This window comes from Ralstonia sp. 22111 (assembly GCF_052045895.1).
Classification (GTDB): Bacteria; Pseudomonadota; Gammaproteobacteria; order Burkholderiales; family Burkholderiaceae; genus Ralstonia; species Ralstonia wenshanensis.
Genome location: NZ_JBQEPR010000002.1, coordinates 48993 through 62182 on the forward strand (window position 1 = coordinate 48993; position 13190 = coordinate 62182).

Annotated in this window: 11 protein-coding genes; 8 read left to right on the forward strand and 3 right to left on the reverse strand. The window is 63.7% G+C overall.

The window, feature by feature from the left end; all coding sequences use genetic code 11:
* The first annotated feature begins 22 nt into the window (after positions 1-22).
* Positions 23-2170 (forward strand): ATP-dependent DNA helicase RecG, encoded by a 2148-nt coding sequence (recG, locus tag ACTJK4_RS06475; RefSeq protein ID WP_440816941.1) that lies wholly within the window; start codon positions 23-25, stop codon positions 2168-2170.
* A gap of 146 nt (positions 2171-2316) precedes the next feature.
* Here the strand turns inward: recG and ACTJK4_RS06480 are convergent, their stop codons facing one another.
* Complete coding sequence (locus tag ACTJK4_RS06480; protein ID WP_322017594.1) at positions 2317-3480, reverse strand: metallophosphoesterase; 1164 nt, start codon at positions 3478-3480, stop codon at positions 2317-2319.
* A 153-nt stretch (positions 3481-3633) separates the two neighbouring features.
* On the opposite strand from ACTJK4_RS06480, the gene ACTJK4_RS06485 reads away from it, so the two are divergent.
* The 5 genes from ACTJK4_RS06485 (at position 3634) to ubiA (ending at position 9052) form a co-directional block, all read left to right on the forward strand.
* On the forward strand, positions 3634-4581 hold the full coding sequence (locus tag ACTJK4_RS06485; RefSeq protein WP_440816943.1) for a LysR substrate-binding domain-containing protein: 948 nt from the start codon (positions 3634-3636) through the stop codon (positions 4579-4581).
* 305 nt (positions 4582-4886) lie between these two features.
* Positions 4887-5129, forward strand: coding sequence for a hypothetical protein (locus ACTJK4_RS06490; protein WP_260802141.1), 243 nt, complete (start codon positions 4887-4889; stop codon positions 5127-5129).
* A gap of 174 nt (positions 5130-5303) precedes the next feature.
* A complete protein-coding gene (locus tag ACTJK4_RS06495; RefSeq protein ID WP_440816945.1) occupies positions 5304-5804 on the forward strand; it encodes a Dps family protein in 501 nt (166 codons plus the stop codon).
* Positions 5805-5931: 127 nt separating this feature from the next.
* Entirely contained in the window at positions 5932-8109 is a 2178-nt protein-coding gene (gene katG, locus ACTJK4_RS06500; protein WP_440816948.1) for a catalase/peroxidase HPI, read from the forward strand.
* A gap of 67 nt (positions 8110-8176) precedes the next feature.
* On the forward strand, positions 8177-9052 hold the full coding sequence (gene ubiA / locus ACTJK4_RS06505; protein ID WP_440816951.1) for a 4-hydroxybenzoate octaprenyltransferase: 876 nt from the start codon (positions 8177-8179) through the stop codon (positions 9050-9052).
* Positions 9053-9106: 54 nt separating this feature from the next.
* Here the strand turns inward: ubiA and proC are convergent, their stop codons facing one another.
* Both proC and ACTJK4_RS06515 read right to left on the reverse strand, forming a co-directional pair.
* Positions 9107-9931 (reverse strand): pyrroline-5-carboxylate reductase, encoded by an 825-nt coding sequence (gene proC / locus ACTJK4_RS06510; protein WP_440816954.1) that lies wholly within the window; start codon positions 9929-9931, stop codon positions 9107-9109.
* Between the two features lie 30 nt (positions 9932-9961).
* Entirely contained in the window at positions 9962-10678 is a 717-nt protein-coding gene (locus ACTJK4_RS06515) for a YggS family pyridoxal phosphate-dependent enzyme (protein WP_440816956.1), read from the reverse strand.
* A 122-nt stretch (positions 10679-10800) separates the two neighbouring features.
* Here ACTJK4_RS06515 and ACTJK4_RS06520 point away from each other — a divergent pair, with 122 nt between their 5' ends.
* On the forward strand, positions 10801-11844 hold the full coding sequence (locus ACTJK4_RS06520; protein WP_024974790.1) for a type IV pilus twitching motility protein PilT: 1044 nt from the start codon (positions 10801-10803) through the stop codon (positions 11842-11844).
* Positions 11845-11910: 66 nt separating this feature from the next.
* Positions 11911-13050 (forward strand): PilT/PilU family type 4a pilus ATPase, encoded by a 1140-nt coding sequence (locus tag ACTJK4_RS06525; RefSeq protein ID WP_232040962.1) that lies wholly within the window; start codon positions 11911-11913, stop codon positions 13048-13050.
* Positions 13051-13190: the final 140 nt, after the last annotated feature.

A 13190-nucleotide genomic window follows, 5' to 3' on the forward strand; every position in this document is an offset into this window, starting at 1 on the left:
TTCCGCCACTGATGCTGCTCCTATGCCCGACGCTGATACTGCGCCGGCGCCAAAGCCCAAACGCGCAGCCTCGGCAGACAAGCCGGCCAAGCCAGCGGCCAAGACCGCCCGCCCGGCGGACAAACTCGCCAAGCTTGGTCTGCACCGCGACGTCGATCTCGTCCTGCATCTGCCGATGCGCTATGAGGATGAAACCACGCTGCTGACGATTGCCGAGGCCACGGCCCGCGCCAACACCGGGTGGGCTGCGCAGGTGGAAGGCACGGTCACGCGCAATGAAGTGGCGTTTCGGCCGCGCCGGCAACTGGTCGTGCATATCGCCGATGACTCGGGCGAGCTTGTCCTGCGCTTTCTCAATTTCTACGGCAGCCAGGTCAAGCAGATGGCTGAAGGCGTGCGCCTGCGCGTGCGCGGCGAGGTACGCGGCGGCTTCTTCGGCGCAGAGATGGTGCACCCGACCGTGCGCGCCGTGGGAGAAGATGAACCGCTGCCCGATCGCCTGACACCGGTGTATCCGAGCACGGCTGGCGTGGCGCAGGCCTATTTGCGCAAGGCGATCCTGAACGCGCTTACGCGCACGCCGCTGCCGGAAACGCTGCCGAACAGCCTCATCACTGGCCCGCTTGCGCCGCTCAAGCTGATGACGCCGGCCGATGCCGTGCGCCTGCTGCATCAGCCGACGCCCGATGTCGATGAGCATAGCCTCGTCGAACGCACGCACCCGGCGTGGCTGCGCATCAAGTTTGATGAACTGCTGTCGCAGCAGCTGTCGCTCAAGCGTGCGCAGGCCGCGCGCCGCATGCGCAACGCGCCCGTCCTGCGCGACAGCGGCAAGGAGGGGCTGCTCGCGCGCTTCATGAATGCGCTGCCGTTCAAGCCGACCGGCGCGCAGGCCCGCGTGTGGGAAGAGATCCGCGCCGACCTCGCGCACCCGTACCCGATGCAGCGATTGCTGCAGGGCGATGTGGGGAGCGGCAAGACCGTCATTGCTGCGCTGGCAGCCTGCCAGGCCATCGATGCCGGCTGGCAGGCCGCCCTGATGGCGCCGACCGAACTGCTGGCCGAGCAGCATTACCGCAAGCTTTCTGCCTGGCTGGAACCGCTGGGCGTAGACATCGTGTGGCTGGCCGGCAGCCTCAAGCGCAAGCAGAAGGACGAGGCGGCCGCGCGCGTGGCCGCCGGCACGGCACAACTCGTGATTGGCACGCACGCGCTGATCCAGGATGCGGTCACGTTCGCCCGGCTCGGCCTGGCGGTGGTGGATGAGCAGCATCGCTTTGGCGTGGCGCAACGTCTGGCATTGCGGGGCAAGGCTGGCAATGGCCATGCGCCCGCCGCCCGCGCCCAGGTGCCGCACCAGCTGATGATGTCCGCCACGCCCATCCCGCGCACGCTCGCGATGACGTATTACGCCGATCTCGACGTCTCTGCCATCGACGAATTGCCGCCCGGCCGTACGCCCATCGTCACGCGCCTGGTGAACGATGCGCGCCGCGACGAAGTGATTGAACGCATCTACGCCGCCGCACGCGAAGGTCGGCAGGTCTATTGGGTTTGTCCGCTGATCGAAGAGAGCGAGGCGCTGCAGCTGCAGACCGCCGTCGAAACCTTCGAGACGCTTTCGGAAAGTCTGCAAGGTTTGAAGGTCGGTCTCGTGCACGGACGTCTGCCATCGGCCGAGAAGGCCGCCGTGATGGGCGCCTTCGCGGGCGGCGAGCTGCACGTGCTGGTGGCCACCACCGTCATTGAAGTCGGTGTGGACGTGCCCAATGCCTCGTTGATGGTGATCGAGCACGCCGAGCGCTTTGGCCTTGCGCAGTTGCACCAGCTACGCGGGCGGGTGGGCCGCGGTACGGCGGAATCGGTATGCGTGCTGCTGTATCAGGCGCCTTTGTCGCCGACGGCCAAGCAGCGTCTGCAGACCATGCGCGAGACCACCGATGGTTTCGAGATCGCCCGGCGCGATCTGGAGATTCGCGGGCCCGGCGAATTCCTCGGGGCGCGGCAATCGGGCGAAGCGATGTTGCGCTTTGCCGATCTGAACCACGATGCGTGGCTCGTCGAGTTTGCGCAGGGCGCGGCGGACGACATGCTTGCGCGGTTTCCCGAAGCCGTCGATACCCATCTCAAGCGCTGGCTGGGCGAGCGCGAGCACTATCTGCGCGTTTAAGGCCCGCGACGCTCGGCTTTTTAGTGCCCCAGCAGAGCCTGCTTGCGCAAGCGCTCGGCCGGGCACAGCGCATGACCGGCCTGATCGAGCAGGGCGGTGGTCTAGGTCAACTGAACGTTTTCTTAGTCGGATTTCAGTTCTTAGGTTTAGCCCACGGCCGGCTCGAGCCGTATCAGTGTGATCTCCGACGGCGCACCGAACCGCTTGGGCGGCCCCCAGTATCCCGTGCCACGGCTGGTGTAGATCCACAGGCGCCCCAGCCTGTGCAGCCCAGCCGTAAAAGGCTGCTGCAGCGGGACAAACAGGCTCCATGGCCAGAACTGGCCGCCATGGGTGTGCCCCGACAGTTGCAAGTCGAAGCCAGCCTCTGCAGCGGCAGGAGCGCTGCGCGGTTGATGCGCGAGCAGGATGGTGGGTGTCACGCCGGGCGGCGACCCTGCCAGCGCCCGGGTTGGATCGCTCGCGTGTGTAGCGTCGAACTTGCCAGCACTGAAATCGGTTACGCCCGCGATCACCAGCGGCGCGCCGTTGTGTTCAAGCACCGCATGCTCGTTCATCAGCACGCGCATGCCGAGCCGCTCGAACTCCGACACCCAGGGGCCGACCCCTGAGTAGTACTCGTGATTGCCCGTCACTGCATAAACGCCGTGCCGAGCCGACATGCCGGCCAGCGGCGCGATATGCGGGCGCAGCACGTCAACCTCGCCGTCCACCAGATCGCCCGTCACGGCGACGACATCCGGTTGCAGCGCATTGAGCCGCTCGACCACGCCGGCCACATACGCGTGCTTGATGGTGGGGCCGACATGCAGATCGGTGATCTGCGCGATGGTGAAGCCGTGCAACGCGGCGGGCAGGTCCGCAATGGGCACCGTCACCCGAGCGACGCGGGGGATGCGGCGTGCGTTGACATAGCCGATCACGGTCACCAACACGGTGAGGCCGACGACGAGCAGGGCCGAGTCGTGCCGATAGGCCTGCGGCAGCACGATGAGCGCCACGTCGCGCAGCAGCGTCAGCACCAGCAGCGACGAGAACAGGCCCATCAGCAACGCGCCAAACCAGGTCACGCGATCCGCCAGCGAGATGGGGCGGATCACGAAGCGCGCAGCCATCCCAGTCGGAATCATCACCGTCGATACGAACAAGAAGACGGCGCCTGCAGCCCAGCCCGCGCCATTCCAGCCCAGATCCGGGAGCAGCCGCCACCCGATATAGAGATGCAGCGCTGCCATGAGCCCGACCGTCGTCATCAGGAAGCGGCGTCTGCCGCGGGGCAGGGATCGGCTGCCGTTAGGTTCGTCACTCATGCTGGGGCGGCTCCTTTTTTGTCTCGGTGGGGCGTATCCCCGGAAGATGGGGTGGATGGCAGCGTTGTCAATGCCGGGTCGTCGTTCGAACGCCAAGCAATATTGCACGTCCCTTGGTAAAATCTATCGATATCCCCAAGCCGATTGATCGTCATGACGCTCACTGAACTCAAATACATCGTCGCCGTCGCGCGGGAACGCCACTTTGGGCGTGCCGCCGAGGCCTGCTTCGTCTCGCAGCCGACGCTGTCGGTCGCCATCAAGAAGCTGGAAGACGAACTGGCCGTGCAGATTTTCGAGCGCGGCGCATCGGAAGTGAGCGTCACGCCCGTCGGCGAGCAGATCGTTACGCAGGCGCAGCGTGTGCTTGAGCAGACGATGGCGATCCGGGAGATTGCCAAGCAGGGGATGGACCCGCTGGCCGGGCCGCTGCGCCTGGGGGTGATCTACACGATCGGGCCGTACCTGCTGCCCGCGCTCGTCAAGCAGATGATCGACACCGTCCCGCAGATGCCGCTGATGCTGCAGGAGAACTTCACCGTGCGGTTGGTGGAGCTGCTCAAGCAGGGCGAGATCGACTGCGCCATCATGGCCGAGCCGTTTCCCGAAGCGGGCCTGATGACGCTGCCGCTGTACGACGAGCCCTTTGTCGTGGCGGTGCCGCGCGGTCATGAACTGGCCAAGGCGTCGTCAGTTGACCCGGAAGCGCTCAAGCAGCAGACCATGCTGCTGCTCGGCAACGGGCATTGTTTCCGAGACCACGTGCTGGGCGTGTGCCCCGAGCTGTCGCGCTTCTCGCAGAACGCGGACGGAATACAGAAGACGTTCGAAGGTTCGTCGCTGGAAACGATCCGCCATATGGTTGCCAGCGGCGTGGGCATTACGGTGCTGCCGCGTACATCGGTGCCCAGCATGCAGCCCGCCGCCACCGATCTGCTGAGCTATGTGCCTTTCCAGGAGCCTGTGCCCGACCGCCGCGTCGTTCTGGCCTGGCGCAAGAGTTTCACCCGCATTGCCGCGATCGAAGCGGTGGCCAAGGCGGTCGCGCAATGCGACCTTCCTGGCATCAAGCGGTTGCCGCCCACCCCGCTGATTCACTGATCCTCTGAGATATCTATTGGCCGTCATCCATGGCGGCCATAGCGCACGTCTAATTGATAGATAAAAACAATCAAATGTACATAGCGATAGTGCGAAAGTAGACTGTCTTCCATCGTGAGCGCCTCGCTCACTGCCCAATCACCGTGGAGCCTGTCATGTCCCTCTCGCTTGCCTCGAACTCCGTCGCGACCGTGCTGGAATGGCTCGCTGCCTATGGGGAATCGCACTGACCTGAAGCAGGCATGAAGCCGCCCGGGCTTGTCGTACGGGCTTCAGGAACGCGTGTGGTTGCAAGGAGAAAAAGCATGGCAATGGTGCGGATGTTCGCTTCGGAATGGCAGGGGTTTGCGGGCGCCGTGCGCGCGTCGCAGGCAGAGGTGCCGACGCTGTCCGGTATGCCCGGCAGTGCGGCGGCGGGCCTCGGTACGCGCGCTGCAGAATCCGCCCGCCTTCAACGCAAGTGGGTGCGCAAGCAGATCGGTCTAACCATCGTGGCTGCCGGCGCTATGATCGTGCTCCTGCACGGTATGGTGCAGCTCATGGTCTGATGACCGGCCTGATGCTCGGTTGCCATCCGCTGTGCGTTTCGTCATGGGACGATGCGACGATCGGAACTTGCTGCGCGAGCGGCAACCGAAAGAAGGCTCGAAGCACGCGTGGCCCCACGCTGAATCAAGGCAAGGGCATCGCGTTTTTGCACACCACTTCATAGGGGAATCCAGATGGCAAAGAAGAACAACGGCGCGACTGCCGCAGCCCAGATTAACATCGGCCTTGCCGACAAGGATCGCAAGAAGATCGCAGACGGCCTGTCGCGCCTGCTGGCCGATACCTACTCGCTGTATCTGAAGACGCATTACTTCCACTGGAACGTCACCGGCCCGATGTTCAACACGCTGCATCTGATGTTCGAGACGCAGTACAACGAACTGTGGAATGCCGTCGACCCGGTGGCTGAACGCATCCGCGCCCTGGGCTATCCGGCACCGGGCTCGTATTCGGAGTTCGCCAAGTTGTCGTCGATTCCGGAGTCGAAGGGCATTCCCGAGGCGATGGACATGGTGCGCGAACTGGTGGCCGGCCACGAAGCCGTGACCCGAACCGCCCGCAGCCTGTTCCCCGATGTCGACAAGGCCGCCGACGAACCGACCGCCGACCTGCTGACGCAACGCATGGACATTCACGAAAAGACCGCGTGGATGCTGCGCTCGCTCCTGGCTTAAGGCTGGCTTGACGGCCGTTCGCCACGTTTGCGACAGGCGTTTCGATAGCAGCGAATTGCGCCCCTCCCGCGAGCCCGTTGTGTTGCGGGTGGGGCGGCATCAACCCCATGACCTAAACGAGAGAATCATGACGACTGAAGCCAAATGCCCGTTTTCCGGCCATGCTCCCGCTGCTTCGCACGCCTTCGGTGGCGGTACGGCCAACAAGGACTGGTGGCCGAACCAACTGCGTGTTGATCTGCTGAATCAGCACTCGGAAAAGTCGAACCCGCTCGGCGCGAAGTTCGACTACCGCAAAGCCTTCAAGTCGGTCGACTACGAAGCGCTCAAGGCAGATCTGCGCAAACTGATGACCGATTCACAGGACTGGTGGCCGGCAGACTTCGGCCACTATGGTCCGCAGTTCATCCGCATGGCATGGCACGCTGCCGGCACGTACCGCACGGGTGATGGCCGTGGCGGCGCAGGGCGCGGCCAGCAACGATTCGCACCGCTCAACTCCTGGCCCGACAACGTCAACATCGACAAGTCGCGCCGCTTGCTGTGGCCGATCAAGCAGAAGTACGGCCAGGCAATCTCGTGGGCCGACCTGCTGATCCTGACAGGCAACGTGGCACTCGAAACCATGGGCTTCCGCACCTTCGGCTTTGCCGCTGGCCGTGAGGACACCTGGGAACCGGACAACGACGTCTATTGGGGCAGCGAGACCGCTTGGCTGGCGCCCACCAACAATCCCAACAGCCGCTACTCGGGCGACCGCAATCTTGCGAACCCGCTGGCCGCCGTGCAAATGGGCCTGATCTATGTGAACCCGGAAGGCCCGGACGGCAACGGAGATCCGCTGGCTGCCGCACGCGATATCCGCGACACCTTCGCCCGCATGGCGATGGATGATGAAGAAACCGTCGCGCTGATCGCCGGCGGCCACACCTTCGGCAAAACGCACGGCGCGGGCGCGGCAAGCCATGTTGGCGCTGATGTCGAAGCGGCTCCGCTGGAAGCGCAAGGCCTGGGCTGGGCCAGCACATATGGGACCGGCAAGGGTGCCGACGCCATCACCAGCGGGCTGGAAGTCACCTGGACGCAGACCCCTGCGCAATGGAGCAATTTCTTCTTCGAAAACCTGTTCAAGTACGAATGGGTGCAGGAGAAGAGCCCGGCCGGGGCGCTGCAATGGGTGGCCAAGGACGCCGAGGCGATCATTCCGGGCCCCACGCCCGATTCGCCCAAGCGTCGCCCGACGATGCTGACGACCGACCTGTCGTTGCGCTTCGATCCGGCGTACGAAAAGATCTCGCGCCGCTTCCTCGACAACCCGCAGGCGTTTGCCGAAGCTTTTGCGCGCGCCTGGTTCAAGCTCACGCACCGTGATCTCGGCCCGAAGTCGCGTTACCTCGGCCCCGAAGTGCCGCGTGAAGACCTGATCTGGCAAGACCCGCTGCCGGCTGCCACGCACAAGCCGACCGAGGCCGACATCGCCGACCTCAAGGCGAAGATTGCTGCTTCCGGTCTGTCGGCCTCCGAGCTGGTTGCGGTGGCATGGGCATCCGCCTCGACCTTCCGCGGTTCGGACAAGCGCGGCGGTGCCAACGGTGCTCGCATTCGCCTGGCCCCGCAGAACGACTGGGCAGTCAACCAGCCGGTGGCCGGCACGCTGGCCAAGCTGGAGGAGATTCAACGCGCTTCCGGCAAGGCTTCGCTGGCCGATGTGATCGTGCTGGCGGGCAGCGTCGGTATCGAACTGGCCGCCAAGGCAGCCGGGACGACGATCACCGTGCCGTTCACGCCGGGCCGCGTCGATGCCACGGCCGAGCAAACCGACGCCGCTTCGTTCGCGCCGCTCGAACCGGTGGCCGACGGCTTCCGCAACTACCAGAAAGCCGACTACGCGATGCCGGCCGAAGTGTTGCTGCTCGACAAGGCTCAGTTGCTGACGCTGACCGCGCCTGAACTGACGGTGCTGATCGGTGGCCTGCGCGCCATCAACATCAACGCAGATGGCAGCCAGCACGGCGTACTTACCGCCACGCCGGGCGCGCTGACCAACGATTTCTTCGTCAACCTGCTCGACATGGGCACCGAATGGAAGGCCGCCGGCAACATCTACGAGGGGTTCGATCGTAAGACGGGTCAACTCAAGTGGACCGGCACACGCGTCGATCTGGTGTTCGGCTCGAATTCGATCCTGCGCGCACTGGCCGAGGTGTTTGGCTGCGCCGACGGTAAAGAGCGCTTCATCAGCGAGTTCGTTGCCGCTTGGGTCAAGGTGATGAATCTCGACCGGTTCGATTTGGCCGCCGCCTAAGCTGCTTTCGGCGGGACTAAAATGGCGCCTTGCCTCGTGCAGGCGCCATTTTTCTTTGGTGAGTTCCATGCAATCGTCCGCTGCCCAACCCAGCCGCCTCGTGCTCTATGCGCGCCTGATGCGGATGGACAAACCGATCGGCACGCTGCTGCTGCTGTGGCCGACGCTGTGGGCGCTATGGATGGCGGCTGATGGTCATCCGCCGCTGTCGCTGGTGGTGATCTTCACGGTCGGTACCTTCCTCATGCGCTCAGCCGGCTGCGCGGTCAACGACTGGGCCGATCGCGACTTTGACAAGCACGTCAAACGCACCAAGGAGCGGCCGATCACTGCGGGCCTGATCGCCCCGTGGGAAGCGCTGGCGGTGGCCGCGGTGCTGTCGCTCATCGCCTTCACGCTGATCCTGCCGCTCAATGCACTGACGAAGTGGATGTCGGTGGCGGCCATCGTGATTGCCGGCACGTACCCCTTCTTCAAGCGGTTCTTCGCAATCCCGCAGGCGTACCTGGGTATTGCGTTCGGCTTTGGGATTCCGATGGCGTATGCAGCGGTGCAGGATCAGGTGCCGGTGCTGGCGTGGCTGATGCTTGCCGGCAATGTGTTCTGGGCGATTGCCTACGACACCGCATACGCGATGGTCGATCGCGATGACGATCTGGTCATCGGCATCAAAACGTCGGCCATTACTTTCGGACGCTACGATGTGGCGGCGATCATGCTGTGCTACGTCGGCTTCTTCGGGATCATGGCCTGGGCTGGCTATGTGATGGGGCTAGGCATGGCGTATTGGATCGGGTTTGCCGCTGCCGTTGCGTTGTCGCTTTGGTATTACCCGATGCTGCAGACGCGCGATCGGATGAAGTGCTTTTTTGTTTTCCGGCATAACAATTGGCTGGGGGCGTGTTTGTTTGCCGGTGTGGCGGGGGCGTATTTGCTGCGCTAGGGCGTTGCTGGTCCATCCCGCGCTTCATACTCAGCCGGGGATGGACCGACAGGTTCAATCCCGCCCGAATTCCTCGCCCATCTCCTTACCGCGTGCCGCTGCAGCATGCATCGCGCGTACAAAGGCAGCCTTGATACCGGCCCCTTCCATCGAAGTCAGCGCCGCGTAGGTCGTCCCACCCTTGGATGTCACGCGCTCGCGCAGTACCTCAACCGTCTCGGTCGATTGGCCTGCCAGCGTGGCCGCGCCAATGAACGTCTCCACCGCCAGCGTGCGCCCATCCTCGGCCGACAGCCCCAGCTCCTGCGCCGCCTGCTGCATCGCCTCGATGAAATAGAACACGTATGCCGGGCCGCTACCCGAGATGGCGGTCACCGCATCAATCTGCGCCTCGGCGGGCACCCACACGCTCTTGCCGACGGCATTGGCGATGGCGCTGGCGGTCACGCGGTCGTCGCCGGACAAGCCAGCGTTGGCGGCCAGGCCCGTCATACCCAGACCGGAGAGCGCTGGTGTATTCGGCATCGCCCGAACCACACGTGCGTGGCCATTCAGCCAGCGTGACAGATCCTGGATCCGGATGCCTGCCGCCACCGACAGCACCAGGCTGTCGCCCAGATGCGGTGCGAGTTGCGCGCAGACTTCACGCATCTGCTGCGGCTTGACTGCCAGGACGATCACGTCGCGGTCGGCCAGTTCTGCGCCCGGGGCGGCAGCGGTGTGGGCGCCCCAGGTTTGTTCGGCGCGGCTGCGGGCAGGCTCGGTCGGATCCACCACCACGATGTTGGCGCCGTGCGCGCCCTTGGCAATCAGGCCGCCGATGAGGGCCGCCGCCATGTTGCCGCCGCCGATGAAGCCGAGTTTCAGAGTGTCGAGCATGAGAGTGGTGGTGTGAGAGAAAACAGGAATTCAGGCGTTGGCATACTGCCGTGCCCCGAAGATGGCGCTGCCGACGCGCACAATCGTGGCGCCTTCGGCAATCGCGTCTTCCAGGTCGGCAGACATGCCCATCGACAAGGTATCGAGCGGGATGCCAGCCTCGCGCAGGCGGCCTGCCAGGGCACGCAGATCCGCAAAAGGCTTGCGCTGGGCCACAGGGTCATCGCTGGGCTCGGGCACGGCCATCAGGCCGCGCAACTGCAAGCGGGGTAGGGCCGACACGGCTTGTGCCACGGCAAGCACTTCATCGAAATCGGGCAGGAGGCCATGCTTGCTGGCCTGGCGGCTGATGTTGATCTCCAGGCAGACCTGTAGCGGCGGCGAGGTATCGGGGCGCTGGGCCGACAGCCGCTCGGCAATCTTGAGGCGATCGACGCTATGTACCCAGTCGAACTGCTCGGCCACGGCGCGCGTCTTGTTGCTCTGCAGGGGGCCGATGAAATGCCAGCGGATTGGGTCGGCGCCCGTGCGCAGGTCGGCCAGCGCCTCGATCTTGGCGATGCCTTCCTGCACGTAGTTTTCGCCGAAGAGGCGTTGCCCTGCGGCATGGGCGGCGCGTACGGCATCGGCGTCGAACGTCTTGGAAACGGCCAGCAATGTGACACCCGCAGCATCGCGCGAAGCCAGTGTGCAGGCCGTTGTGATCCGTTGACGCACGGCTTGCAAGTTGGCGGCGATTACAGACATAATCCGGCGACGTTTGTTACAAATAAACAAGGTTCCGGCACGTCAAATCAACGGCTCGGAGCGCGTCTGGAGGCGCCTTTGCGACGCCCGGGCGACATAAAAAAGTCGGGGGTCATTATAAGATGGACATCGCGCAGCTTCTGGCGTTTTCCGCCAAGAACAAGGCGTCGGACTTGCACCTGTCGGCCGGACTGCCGCCGATGATCCGGATCCACGGCGACATGCGCCGGATCAACGTGCCACCGCTCACGCACCAGGACGTGCACTCCATGGTGTACGACATCATGAGCGACGGGCAGCGCAAGGTCTACGAAGAAAACCTGGAAGTCGACTTCTCGTTTGAGATCCCCGGCCTCTCGCGTTTCCGGGTCAACGCCTTCAACCAGAACCGCGGTGCTTCGGCCGTGTTCCGGACGATTCCGTCGAAGGTGCTCTCGCTGGATGACCTGAAGGCCCCCGCCGTGTTTGCCGATCTGGCGATGAAGCCGCGCGGCCTGGTGCTCGTCACGGGCCCGACTGGCTCGGGCAAGTCGACCACGCTTGCCGCGATGGTCAACCACCGCAACGAAAACGACATGGGCCACATCCTCACGGTGGAGGACCCGATCGAATTCGTGCACGAATCGAAGAAGAGCCTGATCAACCAGCGTGAACTCGGGCCCCATACCCACTCGTTCGCCAATGCGCTGAAGTCGGCACTGCGTGAAGACCCGGACGTGGTGCTGGTCGGCGAATTGCGTGACCTTGAAACCATCCGCCTGGCGCTGACTGCCGCAGAAACCGGCCACTTGGTGTTCGGCACGCTGCACACCAGCTCGGCCGCCAAGACCATTGACCGGGTCGTCGACGTGTTTCCGTCGGACGAGAAGGAGATGGTCCGGACCATGCTTTCCGAATCGCTGGAGGCGGTGATCTCGCAGACGCTGCTCAAGACGCGCGATGGTTCGGGGCGGATTGCGGCGCACGAGATCATGATTGCCACGCCGGCCATCCGTCACTTGATCCGCGAGAACAAGATCTCGCAGATGTACTCGATGATGCAAACCAGCAGTGGCATGGGCATGCAGACGCTTGACCAGTGCCTGTCGGAGCTGATCAAGCGCTCGGCGATCAACTACGCAGACGCGCGCGCCATCGCCAAGAACCCGGACGCGTTCGCGAGCTGATACGCGAACTGATGCGCTGACTGACTCGTCGGCGCGCTTTCCAATTCTCTTCAGGAGGGGCACGCCATGCTGGACCGCGAAGCCGCCACCAAATACATCCACGAACTCTTGCAGTTGATGGTGAACAGCCGTGGCTCGGACTTGTTCATCACCGCAGAATTTCCGCCCGCGATCAAGGTGGACGGCAAGGTCACGCCGATCTCGCAGCAGCCGCTGAATGCCCAGCAGGCCATCGGTCTGGTCAAGTCGATCATGAACGAGAAGCAGCTGCGCGAGTACGAAGACAGCTCGGAATGCAACTTCGCCATCACGGCGCCGGGCGCGGGGCGTTTCCGCGTGTCGGCGTTCATGCAGCAGGGCCGCGCCGGCATGGTGCTGCGGACCATCAATACGAAGATTCCGACGCTGGGCGAGCTTGACCTGCCGCCGATCCTCAATGAGATCGTGATGAGCAAGCGCGGGCTGGTGATCGTGGTGGGGGCCACGGGCTCGGGCAAGTCGACCTCGCTGGCGGCAATGGTGGGCTATCGCAATGCGAATTCATACGGCCACATCATCACCATTGAAGATCCGGTGGAATACGTGCACACGCACCAGAATTGCGTGGTGACGCAGCGTGAGGTGGGCGTGGATACCGAGTCCTGGCACGTGGCGCTGAAAAACACGCTGCGCCAGGCACCGGACGTGATCCTGATCGGCGAAATCCGCGACCGGGACACGATGGAATACGCCATCCAGTACGCGGAAACCGGCCACCTGTGCCTTGCTACGCTGCATGCCAACAGCTCGAACCAGGCCATCGACCGGATCATCAACTTTTTCCCGGAAGAGAAGCGCCAGCAGCTGCTGATCGACTTGTCGCTGAACCTGCGCGCGATGATCGCGCAACGCCTGCTGCCGCGTCAGGGCAGGAAGGGGCGCGTCCCGGCCGTCGAAATCATGCTGGCCACCCCGCTGGTGCAAGACCTCATCTTCAAGGGCGAGGTGCACGAGCTGAAGGAGGTCATGAAGAAATCCCGCGAGCAGGGAATGATCTCGTTCGACCAGGCGCTCTTCGAGCTGTACGAGGAAAACAAGATCACGTACGAAGACGCGCTGCGCAATGCGGACTCGCTCAACGATCTGCGCCTGCAGATCAAGCTGCACAGCAAGCGTGGCGGGCAAACAGACCTGTCTGCCGGCACTGAACATCTCAACGTCGTGTGATGTGTCGAAAGCGCTACACCATTTGAGGTAATTTGCGGCGCATAACGTTTGCGCCGCTCGGAAGGCCACCCGGTCGTCATGATCTTTCCTTAATATTTGCTGAGAATTGCCGTTTAAGCGGTGAGCGGGGCTGCCAAGTC

What these genes read in the sequence shown, in the direction of transcription:
- ubiA (WP_440816951.1), top strand. Translation starts at nt 8,177, where the DNA reads ATGCAATCGTCCGCTGCCCAACCCAGCCGCCTCGTGCTCTATGCGCGC.
- ACTJK4_RS06490 (WP_260802141.1), top strand. Translation starts at nt 4,887, where the DNA reads ATGGCAATGGTGCGGATGTTCGCTTCGGAATGGCAGGGGTTTGCGGGC.
- ACTJK4_RS06515 (WP_440816956.1), bottom strand. Translation starts at nt 10,678, where the DNA reads ATGTCTGTAATCGCCGCCAACTTGCAAGCCGTGCGTCAACGGATCACA.
- proC (WP_440816954.1), bottom strand. Translation starts at nt 9,931, where the DNA reads ATGCTCGACACTCTGAAACTCGGCTTCATCGGCGGCGGCAACATGGCG.
- ACTJK4_RS06525 (WP_232040962.1), top strand. Translation starts at nt 11,911, where the DNA reads ATGCTGGACCGCGAAGCCGCCACCAAATACATCCACGAACTCTTGCAG.
- recG (WP_440816941.1), top strand. Translation starts at nt 23, where the DNA reads ATGCCCGACGCTGATACTGCGCCGGCGCCAAAGCCCAAACGCGCAGCC.
- ACTJK4_RS06485 (WP_440816943.1), top strand. Translation starts at nt 3,634, where the DNA reads ATGACGCTCACTGAACTCAAATACATCGTCGCCGTCGCGCGGGAACGC.
- ACTJK4_RS06480 (WP_322017594.1), bottom strand. Translation starts at nt 3,480, where the DNA reads ATGAGTGACGAACCTAACGGCAGCCGATCCCTGCCCCGCGGCAGACGC.
- ACTJK4_RS06495 (WP_440816945.1), top strand. Translation starts at nt 5,304, where the DNA reads ATGGCAAAGAAGAACAACGGCGCGACTGCCGCAGCCCAGATTAACATC.
- katG (WP_440816948.1), top strand. Translation starts at nt 5,932, where the DNA reads ATGACGACTGAAGCCAAATGCCCGTTTTCCGGCCATGCTCCCGCTGCT.
- ACTJK4_RS06520 (WP_024974790.1), top strand. Translation starts at nt 10,801, where the DNA reads ATGGACATCGCGCAGCTTCTGGCGTTTTCCGCCAAGAACAAGGCGTCG.